This is a genomic window from Stenotrophomonas sp. SBJS02 (genome assembly GCF_020428325.2).
GTDB classification, from domain to species: domain Bacteria; phylum Pseudomonadota; class Gammaproteobacteria; order Xanthomonadales; family Xanthomonadaceae; genus Stenotrophomonas; species Stenotrophomonas africana.
Genome location: NZ_CP109812.1, coordinates 4,046,847 through 4,065,099, shown reverse-complemented (window position 1 = coordinate 4,065,099; position 18,253 = coordinate 4,046,847). Strand labels below are relative to the sequence as shown.

Genomic DNA, 18,253 nt, shown 5'->3' with positions numbered 1-18,253 from the left:
GCAGCCTGGCAGGGTCGCCGGCCACGGCCGGCACTACCAGAAAAAAACCCCGGCATTGCCGGGTTTTTTTTTCGTTTCCACACCCGCCCTGGATCAGGCGGCGTTCTTCATCGTCGCCATGTCGATTACGAAGCGGTAGCGCACATCGTTCTTCGCCATGCGTTCCCAGGCTTCGTTGACGTTCTTGATGTCGATCATCTCGACATCGCTGACGATGCCGTGCTCGGCACAGAAGTCCATCATTTCCTGGGTTTCGGCCATGCCGCCGATCGCCGAGCCGGTCAGGTGCTTGCGGCCGAAGATCACGCTGCCGCCGGTCAGCGGCGGGTCCAGCTCGGTCAGCACGCCGACCAGGCACATGGTGGCCTCGCGCTTGAGCAGGCCCATGTACGGGTTGGTGTCATGGCCGACCGGGATGGTGTTGAGCAGGAAGTCGAAGCTGCCGGCGTGCGCCTTCATCTGCGCGGCATCGCGCGAGACCAGCACTTCGTCGGCGCCCAGGCGCTTGGCGTCGGCACCCTTTTCCGGCGTGGTGGTGATCATCACCACGTGCGCGCCGAGCGCTTGGCGAACTTCACGCCCATGTGGCCAAGGCCACCGAGGCCGATCACGCCGACCTTCTGGCCCGGGCCGACCTTCCAGTGGCGCAGCGGCGACCAGGTGGTGATGCCGGCGCACAGCAGCGGTGCGGCCGCCTTCAGGTCGAGGGTGTCGGATACCTTCACCACGAAGCGCTGCTCGACCACCACGTGGTCGGAATAGCCGCCGTAGGTCGGCGCGCCGCTTTCGCGTTCACGGCCGTTGTAGGTCCAGGTCGCGCCTTCGGCGCAGTACTGCTCCAGGTCGTGCTGGCAGGCGTCGCAGTGGCGGCAGGAATCGACCATGCAGCCGACACCGGCGTGGTCGCCCACCTTGAAGCGGGTGACGTTGCTGCCGACCTCGGTGACGCGGCCGATGATCTCGTGGCCCGGCACCATCGGGTAGATCGAGCCACCCCAGTCGTCGCGGGCCTGGTGCAGGTCGGAGTGGCAGATGCCGCTGTAGAGGATCTCGATACGCACATCGTCCGGGCCGACCGCGCGGCGTTCGAACTCGTACGGGATCAGCGGGTCGGTATGTGAATGGGCGGCGTAACCACGGGCGAGGGACATGGGGAATCCTTTGCAGGGTTTGTCGAAAGGCGTTTTACAATACGCCCCGTAACCAGCGGCAAGAAGCCCGGATATCGGCATGATTCATCAAGTGAAACTGCACAATCATGGCCACTGACAACCTCTCCCACCTGGCCGCGTTCGCGGCGGTCGCCCGCCACCGCAGCTTCCGCCGCGCCGGCGCCGAGCTGGCGCTGTCGACCTCGGCGGTGAGCTATGCGATCCGCGCGCTGGAAGAACGCCTGGGCGTAGGCCTGTTCCATCGCACCACCCGCAGCGTGGCCCTGACCGAGGCCGGGCAGCGCCTGCTCGAGCGCCTGCAACCGGCACTGGGGCAGGTGCATGACGCGCTGGAGGAGATGAACCAGTTCCGCGCCGCACCGGCCGGGCTGTTGCGCATCAACGCCACCCGCGCCGCGGTGCCGACCCAGCTGGGGCCACGGCTGGCGCGCTTCCTGCGCGCCCATCCCGACGTGCGGGTGGAACTGACCGAGAACGATGGCCTGGTCGACATCGTTGCCGAGGGCTATGACGCCGGCGTGCGCCTGCACGAGTTCGTGCCCGAGGACATGGTGGCGGTGCCGATGGGGCCGCCGCTGCGCGGGCTGATTGTCGGCTCGCCGGACTACCTGCGTCGGCACCCGGCGCCACAGCATCCGCGTGATCTCGCCGCGCACGAATGCATCCGCTTCCGCTTCGCCAGCGGGCATCTGTACAAGTGGCAGTTCGAGCGTGGTGGGCAGGCGCTGGAGATCGATGTACCCGGGCGGCTGACCCTGTGCGAGCAGGGCACCGTGGTCAGAGCGGTACTCGATGGCATCGGACTGGCCTACGTGCTGGAAGACACCGCGCGACCGTACATCGAATCGGGGCAGATGGTGGCGGTGCTGGAAGACTGGAGCGAGCCGTTCGCCGGTTTCGCGCTGTACTACCCGAAGCAGCGGCAGATGCCGGGTGCGCTGCGCGCGTTCGTGGACATGCTGCGCGAGTGAGGTGCTGCAGGCGTGCCGACCAACGGTCGGCACCCACCGGGGCAGGCAATTGCCGACCAACGAATCGGGATCGGCCGGTAGATCCACGCCATGCGTGGATGGCACCACGCTACGGTTCCTGCAACACCGGCGCCAATAACGCCAGGCACTCACGCAGGTGCGCGTCCACCGGCGCATCCTCGGCCACCACGCCGATCACGCGTTCGCGCAGCGGCTCGGCCACGGCCATCGCGAGCAGCAATCGCGCCATGCGAACAGGATCTCCCTCGCGCAGCAGCCCACGCTGTTGCTGGCGTGCCAGCCAATCGGCCAGCAGCGCTCGGCCGCGTTCAATGCCGTTGTCCAGGTAGGCCTGCAGCAGCGCGTCCTTGCCGGGAAAATCGGTGGCCAGCAGGCGGAACACCTGCACCGCCTGCGCCGACAGCGCCTGTGCGCACACCGCGTGCAGGATGTCCTGCAGCAACGGCAGCACCTCGTCGGCATTGCGCGCATCGCGCTGCAGTTGTGGCGCGAAGCCGTCCGTCCACTCACGCACCGCCAACCCGACCAGTTCCTCGCGGTTGCTGGCATGCCGATAGACGGTCTTCTTCGCCACCCCGGCATGCGCCGCCACCGCTTCGACGGTGGTGGCCTCGTAACCCTGCGCCAGCAGCAGCTCCAGCGTGGCCTGCAGCACGGCGTGGCGGACTTCGGCTTCCGGTCGGGCAGGGCGGCCGCGACGGCGGGTCGGTGATGTGGGTTCGGGCAGGGTGGTGCTGTTCATTGCGCCCATCTTACCGCACCCATCCAATTGCGAAACGGTGTGCGTTTCCTTATTGTCGGGTCTCCCAACCCGTAGGACACCCCGATGGATACCGCTGTGAACGCTCGCGCCTGGCTGGACCACCACGATCTGCTGGACCCGGCGCCGATGCATCTGGAGACCGGCATCCAGCGCCGCGAAGAAGGCACCCTGCTGGTGGCGGTGCGCACCGATCTGCACGGCTGCAAGGGCCGCATGCTGGACTGGTGGTTCACCTTCTTCGAGACCACCCAGCACATCCGCTGGTGGCATCCGGTCGATCATGTCGAGCATCGCGGCTGGGACGAGGCCTGGCAGCGCGGGCGCAGCTACCACGGCGCCAGCATCCATGCGGTGGAATCGCTGGCCGACATTCCGCCGGTGGCGGCGCGCCTGAAGTTCCATGACCCGCGAGCGTTGCTGGTGCCCGAGCGACTGCAGGCGGCACAGGATGCAGGCGATGTATCGGCGGTGATCGCCGCGCGCATCGGCTTCGGCGACCACGTCCGCCTGGATGCAAACGGTGACCCCTGCGACGGGCAGATGCTGCACGTGGCGCGCGATACGCCGTTTGGCTGCGTGCTGCGCAGCCGCTTCGTGCTCGGCCTGGACAGCACCGATCCGCACCGCGATGCCGGCGATGCGGTCGGGCTGGGCCTGCTCAAGCACTGCTACACCGAGTTCAGCTTCCTCTCGCGCCTGCTGCCGTCGCTGTACTACGGCGAGCGCGCCAACGGCGAAGCGGTGCCGTTGCCGTGGTGAGTGGTGCAACGGTCATTCGACCAGCACGTCGTAGCCTTCGCTACTGAACTGGATCAGGCAGAAGCCATGGCCGAACGGATCGGCCAGCACGGCGATGCGCCCCCAGCGACGCTCGCGCACGGACTGCTCGAGTGTCGCCCCGGCCGCAACCGCACGTGCCACTGCAGCTTCGATGTCATCCACCACCCAGTCCAGGTGCAGCGGCGTCCAATGGCGCTCGTAGTCGCGCACGTCGCCATCTTCGGTGGCAGCGCTGCCGGCGTCGTTCTGCAGCAGGTACAACGGTGTTGGCCCGCCGAGCAGTTCCACGGCCTCCGGCCCGAGACGGCGGCCGATCCGCAGGCCGAAGGCCCGGATGTAGAAGTCTTCGGCGGCGGCCAGGTCGGGCACGTCGAGGTTGACGATGAACGAAGTGGTGACGGAGTTCATGGGGACTTTCGTCATGTTGTTGGGCACGGATGGACGCTCTAGGATCGAACTGTAGTTCAGGATCGGAGCGCCCTCCGTCGTTGCGACCGGTGGCCTCGTTGCCAGGGAGGATTCCATGCGGGATCTGGAAGTGGAAGCGCGCGTACGCAAGCTTGAGCAGCGGGCAGGCCGATGGCGCTGGCTGCTGGTGGCAACGCCCATCCTGTTGGTATCGACCGTACTGGCCGGTCGCGGTTTTGCCAGCCCTGAGGCCGGCATCGTTCCGGAGATTCGCACCCAACGCCTGATCGTGCTTGATCACGAAGGACGCAAGCGCGTGGAAATCGGCGAGGACGCGCCGGACCTGGACATCAAGCGCAACGCCCGGGTGGCGGGGTTGATCATCTTCGATGGCGATGAACAGGAGCGCGGAGGCATGGTCACCGCCGACGATGGCAGTGCCACGGTTGCCTTGGATGCACCGCGCGGCGTTGGCTATCGCGTGTCTGATCGCGCCGGGATGAAGGTGGGAGCGGACGGTTCGGCACTCATTGGTGTCCTCTCCAACGCCGGAGGCTTTGCCGCCAGGCTGGTCGCGCAGGGCGCGGAAGGACAGCTGGAGCTGAGCCGCGTGGACGCCGCCGAAGGCGGAGCATCCACCCGTGTGATCCACGTGGAAGCTGATAGCAAGTAACGGAGCAACCACAGACTCAAACAGGGAGCGCAACATGCATGAGCAGGATATAGCCGTACGCTTGGAACGCCTGGAGCACAGGCTGCGCCACAGGAATCTGCTTGCTGCCTCGATGTTCGCGCTGGGCGCATCGTTGGCCCTGATCGGGACCAGCGTGGCTACGCCCGACGTCGGCGTGGTGCCGGAGATCCGCACCTATAAGCTGACCGTGCTCGACAGTGAAGGGCGCACGCGCGTGCAGATTGCCGAGGATGCCAGTGACATTGCCCGCAACTCACGCGCAACGGGCATGACCATCTACGATGCGAAGGGCGATGAGCGCGGTGGCATCGGCACCATGGCCAACGGCAGCGCGGTAATGGCGTTGGATGCGCCGGTTGGCGTGGGATACAAGGTTCGCGATCGGGCGGGCATGAGAGTCGCGCCCGATGGCACCGCCGTGATCACAGCACTGTCCAACGAGGGCAGCTTTGCCGCCAGCCTGGTGGCGCAGGGCAACCAAGGGCGGCTGGAGCTGAGTCGGAAGGACTCGACCAGGGGCGAGATCAGCACCCGTGTGCTGACCTTTGATTCGGACTCGACCAAGGTGGAGAAGGCGCCGTGATGCGTTTCGCAGCGAGAGTTGCATCGCATCCATGCATGGCGTGGATCTACTGTGCGCGCGGGTAATCGACGTAGCCGGCCTCGCCGCCACCGTAATAGGTGCTGCGGTCGGGCGTGGCCAACGCGATGTTGCGCTGCAGGCGCTCGACCAGATCCGGGTTGGCGATGAACGGCTGGCCGAACGCGGCCAGGTCGATGGTGCCCGCTTCAACCAGCTGCAGGGCGCGTTCGCGGGTCATGCCACCTGCCAGGATCACGGTGCCACCGTAGGCCTGCTTGAACTGCCGCAGGAACGCCTCGCCCAGCACCGACTGCCCCGCCTGCAGGTTGTCGTTGAGGTGCACATAGGCCAGCCCACGCTTGCCCAGTTCCTCGGCCAGGTACAGATAGGTGGCTTCGTTGTCGGGGTAGAACGGCATGTCGAAGGTGAGGTTGTTCGGTGCCAGGCGCACGCCGACGCGCTGCGCACCGATGCGCTGGGCCATCGCGTCGACGGTGTCCAGGATCAAGCGCGCGCGATTGGGCAGCGAACCGCCGTAGCGATCATCACGCTGGTTGATGAGCGGGTTGAGGAACTGCTCGAACAGGTAGCCGTTGGCGGCATGCAGTTCGATGCCGTCGAAGCCGGCGGCGATCGCGTTGTCGGCACCCCGTGCGAAGTCCTCGACGATACCGGGGATCTCCGCGGTCTCCAGTGCACGTGCCGGGGTGGGATCGGCGTGGCCGCGGCTGCCATCGTCCAGGTAGACGAACGAGGTGTTCTTCGGTGCGCTGGCTACCGGGCGGGTACCGGCGCTGACCGGTTGCCTACCGTCGGGCTGCAGCGAGGAATGCGACATGCGGCCGACGTGCCAGAGCTGGGCAAAGATCGTGCCCTGAGCGGCATGCACCGCCTCGGTGACGAGCCTCCACCCAGCCACCTGCTCGGCAGACCAGATGCCGGGCACGTCGATGTAGCCCTGTCCCTGCGGCGAAACCGGCGTGCCTTCGCTGATGATCAGGCCGGCGCTGGCGCGCTGCCGGTAGTACTGTGCGGTGAGTTCGTTGGCGACCGCTCCGGGGTTGCGGGCACGGGTCATCGGCGCCATCGCGATGCGGTTGCGCAGGGCGGTGCCTGCAAGGTCGAAGGGGCGGAACAGCGCGGCGGTCATGTCGGTCATCTCGGTGCGGGGGAAGGCGCCAGCGGCGCGATGCACACAGGATGGAGTTGACATGCAGGCGCATAAAGCGCTTCGATCTCCCCGGGTGCGGGACTATTTGTCCCCAATGGAGCGCGATGGATGCTGCCGCTGGAATCGTTGAATGGCTTGGTCACGTTCGTCACCACGGCCCGCTCGGGCAGCTTCACCGAAGCCGCCGACGCGCTGGGCATCTCGCGCTCGGCGGTGGGCAAGGCCATCGCCCGGCTGGAAACACGGCTGGGGGTCCGCCTGTTCCACCGCACCACGCGGCGTATTGCGCTGACCACCGACGGCGAGGCGTACTACGCGTCGTGTGCGGCGGCGCTGGAAGAAATCTCTGCCGCCGAGGCCTGCCTGGGATCGGCCGGCCTGCCCAGCGGACGGCTGCGCATCGACATGCCGTCCTCGTTCGGGCGGCTGGTGGTACTGCCGGTGCTGTTGCGGCTTTGCCGGCAGTACCCGGACCTGCAGTTGACCATGACCTTCACCGATCACTTCGTCGATCCCGTCGAGGAAGGCATCGACCTGCTGATCCGCTTCGGCGGGCTGCACCAGGCCGAGCATCTGGTGGCGCGGCGGCTGGGGCGCCAGCGGCTGGTTACCTGCGCATCGCCGGAGTACCTGCAGGCACATGGCGTGCCGCGCACGGTTGAGGAACTGGCGCAGCACCGCAGCATCGTCGGCTTCCGCCATGGGCAACCGGTGTGGTGGCGGATCGGCAGCGAGGAGGACGAAGGGACATTCATCCCGAATGCGCCGTATCAACTCAATGACGGCGACGCGGTGATTGAAGCGGCCATCGCCGGGCTTGGTATCTGCCAGATGCCGGTTTCACTGGTACGCCGCCACCTGGAATCCGGCGCGCTGCAGTCGGTGCTGGACACGCACATGCAGCGGCATATCGACATCCATGCGCTGTGGCCGCCGACGCGCCACCTGCGGCCCAAGGTGCGCTACGTGGTGGATGAACTGACTCGGTTGGCGGGTGAGGGATTGTTCGATTGAGCCGGCGAGGATTGAGTTCGTGACTTCGGTTTGTATACTATCCCCCAGTATAGTTCCGAGGTGGCCTCTCCATGCCGCACTCCCCCGAAGAAAAGAAAAAGGTCCTGGCCCGCGTGCGCCGCATCCGCGGCCAGTGCGATGCGCTGGACCGCGCGCTGGAAGCCGGTGCCGACTGCGGGCCGGTGCTGCAGCAGATCGCCGCCATCCGTGGCGCGGTCAACGGCCTGATGTCCGAGGTGATGGAGGCCCATCTGCGCGAGGAGTTCGGCCAGCCTGCGGCCTCCGATGAACAACGCGCCGAACGCGTGCGCGACATGAGCGCGTTGATCCGCTCTTACCTGAAATAAACGATGGCGCAACATGGCGCCGCCCATCCTGTCATTGCCTGTCTTTGGAGAAACCACCATGAAGTCCCGTGCCGCCGTCGCCTTTGGTCCCGGCCAGCCGCTGAAGATCGTCGAGATCGACGTCGCCCCGCCGAAGAAGGGCGAAGTGCTGGTCAAGATCACCCACACCGGTGTCTGCCACACCGATGCGTTCACCCTGTCCGGCGATGATCCGGAAGGCCTGTTCCCGGTGGTGCTGGGCCATGAAGGCGCCGGCGTCGTGGTGGAGGTGGGCGAGGGCGTGACCAGCGTCAAGCCCGGCGACCACGTGATTCCGCTGTACACCGCCGAGTGCGGTGAGTGCCTGTTCTGCAAGAGCGGCAAGACCAACCTGTGCGTTTCGGTGCGCGCTACCCAGGGCAAGGGCGTGATGCCGGATGGCACCAGCCGCTTCAGCTACAACGGTGAGCCGCTGTACCACTACATGGGCTGCTCGACCTTCAGCGAGTACACCGTCGTTGCCGAGGTCTCGCTGGCCAAGATCAACCCGGACGCCAACCCGGAACACGTCTGCCTGCTCGGCTGCGGCGTCACCACCGGCATCGGCGCGGTGCACAACACCGCCAAGGTGCAGGAAGGTGACAGCGTGGCGGTGTTCGGCCTCGGTGGCATCGGCCTGGCGGTGATCCAGGGTGCGCGCCAGGCCAAGGCCGGCCGCATCATCGCGGTGGACACCAACCCGTCCAAGTTCGAGCTGGCGCGCGAATTCGGCGCCACCGACTGCATCAACCCGAAAGACTTCGACAAGCCGATCCAGCAGGTCATCGTTGAAATGACCACCTGGGGCGTGGACCACAGCTTCGAGTGCATCGGCAACGTCAACGTGATGCGCGCGGCGCTGGAATGCGCGCACCGTGGTTGGGGCCAGAGCGTGGTGATCGGCGTGGCCGGTTCGGGCCAGGAGATCTCCACCCGTCCGTTCCAGCTGGTGACCGGCCGCAAGTGGATGGGCACGGCCTTCGGTGGCGTGAAGGGCCGCAGCCAGTTGCCGGGCATGGTCGAGGACGCGATGAAGGGCGATATCGAACTGGCCCCGTTCGTCACCCACACCATGGACCTGGACAAGATCAACGACGCCTTCGACCTGATGCACGAAGGCAAGTCGATCCGTTCGGTGGTCCATTACTGAGGCGCGGCGTGAGCTGGTTCGATGCCCTGCGCGGGCCGCGTGCGGACGATCCTCGCGCGGCTTTGGTCGATCCGATCGAGCAGGCCCTGCGTGCACTGGGCTGGGTCGAGGGCGACGTGGGTCCGCCGCGCGCGGTGGACTCACCCTTCGGCATCGATGAAATGCCGTTCGAGCACTGGCTGGCGCAGGTGTTCCTGCCGCGTCTGCACGAAGCCCGCGCTGATGGCCAATGGCCACCGCGCAGTGACGTGGCGGTGGCGGCGTACCGCAACCTGGACGGCCAGCCCGGTGTCGAACCCTTGCTGCGCCTGTTGGCGCAGCTGGATGAACGGATCAACCAAGGCATCCACGCCGGGCGTGGATAAGCCGACCAAGGTCGGCATCTACCAGAAGCACGCGTGCGCTGACGCGCCGCGCAGGAGAGCACCATGGAACGCATTGAACACCGCGCATGTTTTGGCGGCTGGCAGGACGTTTACCGCCATCATTCCACCACGCTGGGCTGCGACATGCAGTTCGCCGTGTACCTGCCACCGCAGGCGGAAACACAGAAGCTGCCGGTGCTGTACTGGCTGAGCGGCCTGACCTGCACCGAGCAGAACTTCATCACCAAGGCCGGCGCACAGCGCTACGCCGCCGAACACGGTGTGATCATCGTTGCGCCTGATACCAGCCCGCGCGGTGATGACGTGTCCGATGCCGAAGGCTACGACATCGGCAAGGGTGCCGGGTTCTACCTCAATGCCACCCGTGCACCGTGGGCGAAGCACTACCGCATGCACGACTATGTGGCGCAGGAACTGCCGGCGCTGATCGAGGCGATTTTCCCGGCCACCGATGCGCGTGGCATCAGCGGCCATTCGATGGGCGGCCATGGTGCGCTGGTGATCGCGCTGCGCAACCCGGGGCGCTACCGCAGCGTGTCGTCGTTCTCGCCGATCGTTGCACCCAGCCACGTGCCGTGGGGCCAGAAGGCATTCACTGCCTATCTGGGTGACAACCTGGCCGACTGGGCGCAATGGGACGCCTGCGAACTGATTGCGGCGGCCAGCGAGCGGCTGCCGTTGCTGGTCGACCAGGGCGAGGCGGACGAATTCCTGCAGACCCAGCTGCAGCCGCAGCGCCTGCAGCAGGCCTGTGATGCCGCCGGCCATCCACTGACCCTGCGCCTGCAGCCCGGTTACGACCACAGCTACTACTTCATCGCCAGCTTCATTGGCGAGCATATCGCTCACCACGCCCGCGCCCTGCAGGGCTGAGGGCGTTCCGGTAGCGACGGCCGCTGGCAGGCAACCTGCGGTCCTGTGATTCCCCGGGTTTGCCGGCCAGCGGCCGGCACTACCATCGCGGTGCACTCGGAGTGTCGTTTTGCCGCAGTGGATCACGCCGCTGTGGCGTGCCGGCGCGCTATCGTGCGCGCAGACGGCCTTGCGGATCGGGGGTATGCATGCCGGTAGTGCTGGCGCTGCTGTATGTGCTGTGCCATGGCCTGGTGCTGGCCCTGTGGCCTGGCCCCGCCGGGGTAGGCTCCTTCGTTTTCCTGACCGGCGCGCCGCTGCTGGCTGCGGTCGCCTGCCTGTGGCGGGCCCGCCGCGACCGGGCGGCGCTGGGCTGGCGGGCCACCGCGTTGGCGCTGCTGCTGTGGGCCGGCGGCATGGCGTTCAACATGATCGACGCGCTGGGCGCCGGCCGCGCCGATTTCACTCCGCGGGCAAGCCTGTTCCTGTACGTGCTGTACGGTGTGCCGCTGGTGTTCATCCTGGCCCGGGCGCGCCGGGAGCGGGTCAGCATCAGCCTGATCGATGCGGCGATGGCGGCGCTGCTTGGCGTGCTGTTCTTCGTGCATGCGCAGTCGTTCGCCGCCCGCGTGGACATCGACGACCACGCATTGTCCAACATGCAACGCATGTTCGATATCCAGAACCTGTGTATTGCCGGATTCGCCGTGGTGCGCTGGCTGGCCGGCGACGTGCCCGAACGGCGCAGGTTCTTCCGCGCACTGGCGCTGTACGCGATGGCCTATCTGCTGGTGGCCTACTACATCAACCATTACACATCCGACGATGCATTCGGTGCGTTCAACGATCTGGTGATCGACATACCTTTCCTGCTGATCGCCTGCCTGACGCTGGACACGGCGCCGGACGCAGGCACAACGCCGCACCCGCGGCTGGCGCGGACGGTGCAGGCCGCCGGTCCGATCATCCTGCCCTTGCTGCTGCTGGTGGTCGGCACGCTGGTGGTTGATCATGCGCGGCCGTTGGCGGTGGCGGGCTTCGTCGTAGCTACCTTGGGTTTCGGCCTGCGCAGCGTCCTGCTCCAGGCGGATCTGCTGGAGCGCCAAGCGGCGCTGGATCAATTGGCGCGGCAGGACGGTCTGACGGGTGTGGCCAACCGCCGTGAATTCGATGCGCGGCTGATGGCCGAGTGGAATCGTGCGCGACGCAGCGGCACTGAACTGGGTCTGCTGCTGGTGGATATCGACCACTTCAAGGCCTTCAACGACCAGCACGGCCATCCGGCCGGTGATCGTTGCCTGCAGGCGGTGGCCGGGGTGCTGAAAGCCATAGCCGGTCGCGGTGGTGACAGCGTTGCGCGTTATGGCGGTGAGGAATTCGCCGTCATCGTGCCCGGAAGCCCGTTGTCGGGCGTGCTGGCGCTGGCCGAGCGGCTGCGTGAGGCAGTGGAAGCGCTGCCGTTGCCGCAGGGGTCGGTCAGTATCAGCATCGGCGTGGGCTACCTGCACCCGCCGGCTCTGGCCAGCGCCGATCAGTTGCTGGCGGATGCCGATGCAGGCCTGTATGCCGCCAAGCGGGCCGGTCGCAACCAGGTGATCCTGCATGCGCACGTGCTCGACGACGAAGGCAGCGCGCACGGCAGGATGGATTGCTGAGCGCGCCGGGTGCCTGGTCCCGGTGCGTGATTGCGCACGGATGGCTCGGCCGGGTCATCGCTGCCGCAACCAGCCGGTGGGATCGAGCAGCCTCAGCCCGACCGGTGACAACGAGCGCTGCCGCAACGGCAGGTTTGCTGCCTGCACGGCCATCGCACAGCGCGCCAACTGCTGGCGCAACGGTGCCAGCGTGTCGTCTTCGCGGGGCCGCGCATGCCGCCATTGCGCGATGCGTAGCAGGCACACCAGCAGGTCCAGTTCGCTGGCGGCAATGAACGGCGAGTCGGCCGGCAGCAGATCGATGGGGGCGGCGGGCGTGGCCAGCAGTGGCAACAGGCCGATGAAGGCGTTGCAGCCTTCCGGGTCGAGCCCGAGCGCGCTCAGCTGGGCGAGGCCGTCGGGCTGCAGATCGGGATCGTGCAGCTGGCGGAGCGCGCCCAGCAGCGCCTGCTCGCCGCGGCCGAACTGGCGGCCGAAGGCGCGATAGCTGACGCGGGTGGGAAACAACGGGGAACGTGAGGCCATGGGGGCTAGGGTTGCGGATCGCGGGTTTCCACCAGCACGGGACAGGGCGCGTGGTCGATGGTCCATTGCCCGATCGAGGGTTCGAACAGGCGTTCCAGCCGGGACAGATGGCGGTGGCCGATGACGATCAGGTCGCACTTCAGGCGCCGGGCCTGCTCGCTGATCACTTCGCCCGGGTCGCCGGAGGGAATCTGCGCGATGGCGTCGACGCCGCGCTCGCGCAGCTCGGCCAGGGCTTCGGCCAGCACCGCTTCGGCCCGCGAGCGCTGGCGGGCGGCTTCCGGGTACTCGATGCGGTCGACTTCGCTGGCATCGGCCGCCAGCGCGAATTCGGGGTCGAGCACGCACAACAGGTGCAGGCGGCTGCGCTGGCCGGCGATGGCGGCAGCCAGGTCCAGCACGCGTGCGTGCTGGGGGCCGCCGTCCAAGGCGACCAGCAGGGTAGTGAACATGGATGTCTCCTTGGCAGGCCGGGGATGGTCGCCGATGTCACCGCGCGCACCCATGCCGTGCGCGGCAGTCAATGAATGCGTATAACGCAATCCACGGTGGTTACACGTGTCGTAGAGTCATCTGATTTACTGGAGACTGTCATGCCCTTGCCGGACCTGAACCTGTTGCTGGCACTGGACGTGCTGATCGACGAATGCAGCGTGGCCACCGCCGCGCGGCGGATGAACCTGAGCGCGCCGGCGATGAGCCGCACCCTGGGCCGGATCCGCGTGGCGCTGGGCGACCCGGTACTGGTGCGCGCCGGTCGCGGGTTGGCACCTACGCCGCGGGCCCTGCAGCTGCGCGAGCAGGTCCGCGATGTGATCGAGCAGGCCCACCGCGTCTTCAACGCCGGTCGCGAAGTGGACATGCGCGTGCTCGAGCGAACCTTCAACGTGCGTGCCAACGACGTCTTCATCGGTGGCTTTGGCGGTCGCCTGCGCGAGATATTCCGCCAGCAGGCACCGCGCGCGATGCTGCGCTTCGTGCCCGAAGGCGATACCGATGACGATGCGATGGCGCAGGGCCGGATCGATCTGTACATCAGCACCGCCGGCAAGCACGCACCCGACACCAAGGTGCAGAACCTGTTCAGTACCTCGTTCATGGGGGCTGCGCGCGAGGACCATCCGTTGTTCGATGGCGAGATCAGTGCCGAGCGCTTTGCCGCCTGCGACCACATCGCGGTGTCGCGCCGCGGCCTGCCACGCGGCCCGATCGATGACGACCTGGCCACGCTCGGCCTGCAGCGCCGCGTGGCACTGATCAGCCCGACCTTCCACGGTGCGATTTTCGCCGCTGCCGAGTCCGACCTGATCCTGCCGCAGATGCCGAGCGTGATGCTGGAGCGCATCGTCAGCATGCGCCTGCCCCTGCGCCTGTTCCCGCTGCCGATTCCGGTGCGCACGGCGGCCATCGTGCAGGCCTGGCACCCACGCCTGGACAACGACGCCGCCCACCAATGGCTGCGGCGCTCGATCAAGACCATGTGCGAAAGCGTCGAGGACATCCGCCGCTGATGTTCCGGGCGTGCGCCCGACGCACGCCTGCGATGCCGGTCACGCCATTTTTCGCAAGGTAACGGCTCCCTAGACTGCGCTCCCCGGAGTTTCACTGAGCGCATTCCAATGACCCCCAACATGCCGTGTGCTGCACGGATCGGTGCCCGGCGATGAGTACGCCGGCCGCTGCTGTTCCGGCCACCGCAGCGCCCCGTCCCGCCGCCGCCCCCGGACTCGACCGCCGCGTCCTGGTCGGCTTGTGTGGCGTGCTGCTGGCGGTGCTGGTGTCGGGCTTCAACGAGAACATCACCAAGGTCGCCCTGGCCGACATCCGCGGTGCGATGGGTTTCAGCGTCGATGACGGCAGCTGGATTGTTGCTCTGTACAGCGCGATGTCGGTCAGCGCGATGGCGTTCGCACCGTGGTGCGCCGCCACCTTCTCGCTGCGTCGCTTCGCATTGGCGATGATCGGTGGGTTCATGGTGCTGGGCGTGCTGTGCCCGCTTGCCCCGAACCTGCAGGTGTTCCTGCTGCTGCGCGCGCTGCAGGGCCTGTGCGGTGGCGCGCTGCCGCCGCTGCTGATGAGCGTGGCGCTGCGCTTCCTGCCCCCGGGCATCAAGCTGTACGGCCTGGCCGGGTACGCGCTGACGGCGACGTTCGGCCCGAGCATGGGCACGCCGCTGGCCGCGTTCTGGGTCGAGCAGGTGGGCTGGCACTGGGCGTTCTGGCAGATCGTGCCGTACTGCCTGGCCGCCATGGCGATGGTCGGCTGGGGCCTGCCTCAGGACCCGCTGCGGCTGGAGCGTTTCGCCCAGTTCGATGGCGTCGGCCTGCTGCTGGGCCTGCCGGCGCTGGTGCTGCTGGTGCTGGGCCTGGTGCAGGGCCCGCGCCTGAACTGGTTCGACTCGCCGATGATCACGCTGATGATCGGTGGCGGTGCCGGTCTGATGGTGCTGTTCATGATCAATGAATGGTTCCATCCGCTGCCGTTCTTCAAGCTGCAGCTGCTGGCCAACCGCAATCTCAGCTACTCGCTGGTGACGCTGGGCGGCGTGCTGTTCGTGCTGCTGGCGGTGATCTCGATCCCGTCCGGGTTCCTGGCCAGCGTGCAGGGCTACCGGCCGCTGCAGACCGCACCGATGCTGCTGTGGGTGGCGCTGCCCCAGGTGATCGCGCTGCCGCTGGTGGCGGCATTGCTGAACATCCGCGCGGTGGACTGCCGCTGGGTGCAGGCCACCGGCCTGGCGATGCTGGCGCTGGCCTGCTGGCTGGGCTCGCACCTGGACGTGGCTTGGATCCGTGACAACTTCCTGTGGGTGCAACTGCTGCAGGTGTTCGCCCAGCCCATGGCGGTGCTGCCGCTGCTGATGCTGGCCACCGGCGGCCTGGCGCCGCAGGACGGCCCGTTCGCCTCGGCGTGGTTCAACACGGTCAAAGGCTTCGCTGCCGTGCTCGCCGGCGGCGTACTGGATGCCGTCGCCCAGGGCCGCCGTCATTTCCATTCCACCGTGCTGGTCGACCGCCTTGGCGGGCAACCGTGGCTGGCCGATGGCCCGCAGCTGGGCGCGCGCCTGCATGCGCAGGTACAGGCGCTGACTTCGGCCGACCTGTACTGGGTGGTCGCACTGGTGGCGCTGGCCTTCATTCCCCTCATTGCCTGGATGCCCACCCGCATCCATCCGCCACGTGCCGTGGCCTGAACCTTTCGCAGGAACCCCTTCATGACGATCAATCGAACCACTCTCAACACCGGCCTGGGCCTGGGCGTGCTGGCCCTGGCCATCGGCGCCTGGCTGCTGCTGCGCGATGGCGGCCATCAGACCACCAACAACGCGTACGTGGCGGCTGACTACACGTTGGTGGCGCCGAAGATTCCCGGCTTCGTCAGTGCCGTGGAAGTAGAAGACAACCAGTCGGTGAAGGCCGGCGACGTGCTCGCCCGCATCGACGACCGCGACTATCAGGTCGCCCTGCAGGCGGCGCGTGCCGACCTCGCCAATGCCCGAGCACAGCTGGCCAACGCGCAGGCCGCATTGGCCCAGCAGGGCTCGCTGATCGCGCAGGCCAGGGCCAGCGTCGATGTCAGCCGTTCCGAACTGACCCTGGCCAGTGCCGACCAGCAGCGTTACCGCGAACTGGCCCGTGACGGCGCCGGTACCGTGCAGAACGCTCAGCAGGCGCAGTCGAAGCAGGCCGTGGCCAGTGCGCATCTGCAGCAGGGCCAGGCCGCGCTGTCGACCGCGCGCCAGCGTACCGACATCCTCAGCGCCAGCGTGCAGGCCGCGCAGGCGGCGGTGCAGCGTGCAGAAGCGGCGCAGGCACGCGCCGAACTGGATCTGTCGCACACCGTGCTGCGTGCACCGATCGATGGCATCGTCGGTCGTCGCGCCGTGCGCGTGGGTGCCTATCTGACGCCGGGTACGCCGGTGGCTGCGGTGGTGCCGCTGAAGCGCGCCTTCGTGGTCGCCAACTTCCAGGAAACGCAGATGACCCGCATGCAGACCGGCCAGCAGGTCGAACTGAAGGTGGACGTATTCCCGGGCAAGCCGCTGCGCGGGCACATCGACAGCATTGCACCAGCCACCGGCGTCACCTTTGCTGCAGTCGCACCAGAGAACGCCACCGGCAACTTCACCAAGGTGGTGCAGCGCATTCCGGTGAAGATCGTGCTGGAGCCGGGCCAGCCGCTGCTGGACCAGCTGCGTGCCGGCATGTCGGTGGAAGCCAGCGTTGACCTGGGCAGCCGCGCGCGCGCGCAGAGCGTGCAGCACAGTCCGGGCCACAAGAGCGGGGAGGGCGCATGAGCGCAGTCACCGTGTTCCGCACCTTCGTTGCGGCCAGCCTGTGCACGGCCCTGGCTGCCTGCATGATGGGTCCGGACTTCGTACGCCCGCAGGCGGAACTGCCCAGCCACTGGCAGGGTGAGGCCGTCGCCGGCAACGCCATCGACCAGGACGCGGCCTGGTGGGCCGGTTTCGACGATCCGCTGCTGGGGCAGCTGGCCAACCAGGTGCTGGCGGCCAACCTGGACCTGCAGCTGGCGGCCAACCGCGTGCAGCAGAGCCGCGCCGCGCGCGGCATCACCGCCGCCGATCGCCTGCCCAGCGTCAGCGCGAGCGCCAGTGGCGTGCGTGCACGTAACAGCGAGGTGGGCCTGAATGATCCGTCCGGCAACGGCGGCCGTGATGACTACGGGCTGTTCCAGGCCGGTATCGGCCTGAGCTGGGAACTGGACCTGTGGGGCCGCGTGCATCGCCAGATGGAAGCGGCCGACGCGCGCGTGCAGATGGCCGAGGAGGATGCACACGCAGTGCGCATCGCGCTGCTGGCGGAAACCGCGCGTGATTACCTGCAGCTGCGTGCGACGCGGCAGCTGCTGGCGATCACCGAGGACAACCTCAGCATCGCCCACGACATCAAGCGCCTGACCGAAGCACGCCAACGCCAGGGCGTGGCCAGCACGCTGCAGGTGTCCAGCGCGTCCGCGCAGGTGGCATCGCTGCAGGCACGCATCGCGCCGTTGCGGCATCGCGAATCGCAGCTGCGCAATGCGCTGGCGTTCCTGCTGGCGCAGCCGCCGCAGGCGCTGGACGCGCAGCTGCAGGATGCACGCCGTGACTGGCCGGCGTTGCCGGCCGTAGCGGTGGGGCTGCCGAGTGAACTGGCTGAGCGTCGCCCAGACATCCGTCGTGCCGAGGCGGCACTGCATGCGGCAACGGCGGGCATCGGCGTGGCCAAGGCCAGTTTCCTGCCGCGCATCACTTTGAATGGCGACGCGGGCTTCCAGGCCAAGCAGCTGGATGATCTGGATGGCTGGAACGCGCACCGTTTCAGCATCGGGCCGTCGATCAGCCTGCCGATCTTCCAAGGCGGACGGCTGAAGGCCAATCTCGCGCTGAGCAGGCTGCAGCAGCAACAGTCCGCCCTGCAGTTCCACCGTACCGTGCTGCAGGCCTGGCATGAAGTGGACGACGCCATGGATGGCTACAGTGCCGAGCAGCAGCGCACGGTGCAGCTGCACGTGGCAGTGAATGAAAGCGAGACCGCACTGGGCGCTGCGCGCCGGCAGTACCAGGCCGGCGTGGTCGATATGCTGGACGTGCTGACCACCCAGCGCATCGCGCTGGACAACCAGGCCGCGCTGGCCAACAGCCAGGCCACGGCCGCGATCGCACGGGTGGAGCTTTACCGCGCGCTGGGCGGCGGCTGGTAGTGCCGGCCGCTGGCCGGCACTCTCATGGATTGTGCGG

19 protein-coding genes and 1 pseudogene are annotated in these 18,253 nt (G+C 67.4%); 14 read left to right on the top strand and 6 right to left on the bottom strand.

Annotation, left to right across the window (positions count from 1 at the left end; genetic code table 11):
• Window positions 1-93: 93 nt before the first annotated feature.
• Window positions 94-1,151: pseudogene (locus tag FQS62_RS18760) on the bottom strand (NAD(P)-dependent alcohol dehydrogenase).
• A gap of 107 nt (window positions 1,152-1,258) precedes the next feature.
• Between FQS62_RS18760 and FQS62_RS18755 the strand changes: the two are divergent.
• Window positions 1,259-2,143, top strand: coding sequence for a LysR family transcriptional regulator (locus tag FQS62_RS18755; RefSeq protein WP_057500530.1), 885 nt, complete (start codon window positions 1,259-1,261; stop codon window positions 2,141-2,143).
• Between the two features lie 109 nt (window positions 2,144-2,252).
• Here the strand turns inward: FQS62_RS18755 and FQS62_RS18750 are convergent, their stop codons facing one another.
• Complete coding sequence (locus FQS62_RS18750) at window positions 2,253-2,915, bottom strand: TetR/AcrR family transcriptional regulator (protein ID WP_049448856.1); 663 nt, start codon at window positions 2,913-2,915, stop codon at window positions 2,253-2,255.
• A gap of 75 nt (window positions 2,916-2,990) precedes the next feature.
• Between FQS62_RS18750 and FQS62_RS18745 the strand changes: the two genes are divergently transcribed.
• Entirely contained in the window at window positions 2,991-3,686 is a 696-nt protein-coding gene (locus tag FQS62_RS18745) for a DAPG hydrolase family protein (RefSeq protein ID WP_208043255.1), read from the top strand.
• Between the two features lie 12 nt (window positions 3,687-3,698).
• Here the strand turns inward: FQS62_RS18745 and FQS62_RS18740 are convergent, their stop codons facing one another.
• A complete protein-coding gene (locus tag FQS62_RS18740; protein WP_049448851.1) occupies window positions 3,699-4,115 on the bottom strand; it encodes a VOC family protein in 417 nt (138 codons plus the stop codon).
• 115 nt (window positions 4,116-4,230) lie between these two features.
• Here FQS62_RS18740 and FQS62_RS18735 point away from each other — a divergent pair, with 115 nt between their 5' ends.
• On the top strand, window positions 4,231-4,788 hold the full coding sequence (locus FQS62_RS18735; RefSeq protein WP_164158621.1) for a hypothetical protein: 558 nt from the start codon (window positions 4,231-4,233) through the stop codon (window positions 4,786-4,788).
• A gap of 34 nt (window positions 4,789-4,822) precedes the next feature.
• Window positions 4,823-5,392, top strand: a complete 570-nt coding sequence (locus FQS62_RS18730; RefSeq protein WP_208043254.1) for a hypothetical protein — start codon at window positions 4,823-4,825, stop codon at window positions 5,390-5,392.
• Between the two features lie 46 nt (window positions 5,393-5,438).
• Here FQS62_RS18730 and FQS62_RS18725 read toward each other — a convergent pair whose 3' ends face one another.
• Window positions 5,439-6,542, bottom strand: a complete 1,104-nt coding sequence (locus FQS62_RS18725) for an alkene reductase (protein ID WP_049448871.1) — start codon at window positions 6,540-6,542, stop codon at window positions 5,439-5,441.
• A gap of 129 nt (window positions 6,543-6,671) precedes the next feature.
• On the opposite strand from FQS62_RS18725, the gene FQS62_RS18720 reads away from it, so the two are divergent.
• The 6 genes from FQS62_RS18720 to FQS62_RS18695 all read left to right on the top strand — a co-directional run bounded on the left by FQS62_RS18720 (window position 6,672) and on the right by FQS62_RS18695 (window position 11,985).
• Complete coding sequence (locus tag FQS62_RS18720; protein WP_049448845.1) at window positions 6,672-7,577, top strand: LysR family transcriptional regulator; 906 nt, start codon at window positions 6,672-6,674, stop codon at window positions 7,575-7,577.
• Window positions 7,578-7,648: 71 nt separating this feature from the next.
• Window positions 7,649-7,924: a formaldehyde-responsive transcriptional repressor FrmR gene (gene frmR, locus FQS62_RS18715; RefSeq protein ID WP_005411009.1), complete on the top strand. Its 276-nt coding sequence runs from the start codon at window positions 7,649-7,651 to the stop codon at window positions 7,922-7,924.
• Window positions 7,925-7,982: 58 nt separating this feature from the next.
• Complete coding sequence (locus FQS62_RS18710; RefSeq protein WP_049448843.1) at window positions 7,983-9,092, top strand: S-(hydroxymethyl)glutathione dehydrogenase/class III alcohol dehydrogenase; 1,110 nt, start codon at window positions 7,983-7,985, stop codon at window positions 9,090-9,092.
• Window positions 9,093-9,100: 8 nt separating this feature from the next.
• The gene (locus FQS62_RS18705) at window positions 9,101-9,457 is read left to right on the top strand and encodes a YqcC family protein (RefSeq protein WP_088480497.1); all 357 of its coding nucleotides are present in this window, start codon (window positions 9,101-9,103) and stop codon (window positions 9,455-9,457) included.
• Between the two features lie 63 nt (window positions 9,458-9,520).
• Window positions 9,521-10,351 carry an S-formylglutathione hydrolase gene (gene fghA, locus FQS62_RS18700; protein WP_208043253.1) on the top strand — a complete coding sequence of 277 codons (831 nt, stop codon included), beginning with the start codon at window positions 9,521-9,523 and terminating at the stop codon, window positions 10,349-10,351.
• A 188-nt stretch (window positions 10,352-10,539) separates the two neighbouring features.
• On the top strand, window positions 10,540-11,985 hold the full coding sequence (locus FQS62_RS18695) for a GGDEF domain-containing protein (protein ID WP_049451441.1): 1,446 nt from the start codon (window positions 10,540-10,542) through the stop codon (window positions 11,983-11,985).
• Window positions 11,986-12,039: 54 nt separating this feature from the next.
• Here FQS62_RS18695 and FQS62_RS18690 read toward each other — a convergent pair whose 3' ends face one another.
• Together FQS62_RS18690 and FQS62_RS18685 are read right to left on the bottom strand one after the other, a co-directional pair.
• Window positions 12,040-12,510: a hypothetical protein gene (locus FQS62_RS18690; RefSeq protein WP_164158624.1), complete on the bottom strand. Its 471-nt coding sequence runs from the start codon at window positions 12,508-12,510 to the stop codon at window positions 12,040-12,042.
• A gap of 5 nt (window positions 12,511-12,515) precedes the next feature.
• Window positions 12,516-12,962 carry a universal stress protein gene (locus tag FQS62_RS18685; RefSeq protein ID WP_208043252.1) on the bottom strand — a complete coding sequence of 149 codons (447 nt, stop codon included), beginning with the start codon at window positions 12,960-12,962 and terminating at the stop codon, window positions 12,516-12,518.
• Window positions 12,963-13,103: 141 nt separating this feature from the next.
• Here FQS62_RS18685 and FQS62_RS18680 point away from each other — a divergent pair, with 141 nt between their 5' ends.
• The 4 genes from FQS62_RS18680 to FQS62_RS18665 all read left to right on the top strand — a co-directional run bounded on the left by FQS62_RS18680 (window position 13,104) and on the right by FQS62_RS18665 (window position 18,216).
• On the top strand, window positions 13,104-14,021 hold the full coding sequence (locus tag FQS62_RS18680) for a LysR family transcriptional regulator (RefSeq protein WP_088480500.1): 918 nt from the start codon (window positions 13,104-13,106) through the stop codon (window positions 14,019-14,021).
• Window positions 14,022-14,173: 152 nt separating this feature from the next.
• Entirely contained in the window at window positions 14,174-15,703 is a 1,530-nt protein-coding gene (locus FQS62_RS18675; protein WP_208043251.1) for an MFS transporter, read from the top strand.
• 21 nt (window positions 15,704-15,724) lie between these two features.
• Window positions 15,725-16,807, top strand: coding sequence for an HlyD family secretion protein (locus FQS62_RS18670; protein ID WP_099590004.1), 1,083 nt, complete (start codon window positions 15,725-15,727; stop codon window positions 16,805-16,807).
• Window positions 16,804-18,216 (top strand): efflux transporter outer membrane subunit, encoded by a 1,413-nt coding sequence (locus FQS62_RS18665; protein WP_164158627.1) that lies wholly within the window; start codon window positions 16,804-16,806, stop codon window positions 18,214-18,216. The genes FQS62_RS18670 and FQS62_RS18665 overlap by 4 nt, the downstream gene beginning before the upstream one ends.
• The last annotated feature ends 37 nt before the right edge of the window (window positions 18,217-18,253 follow it).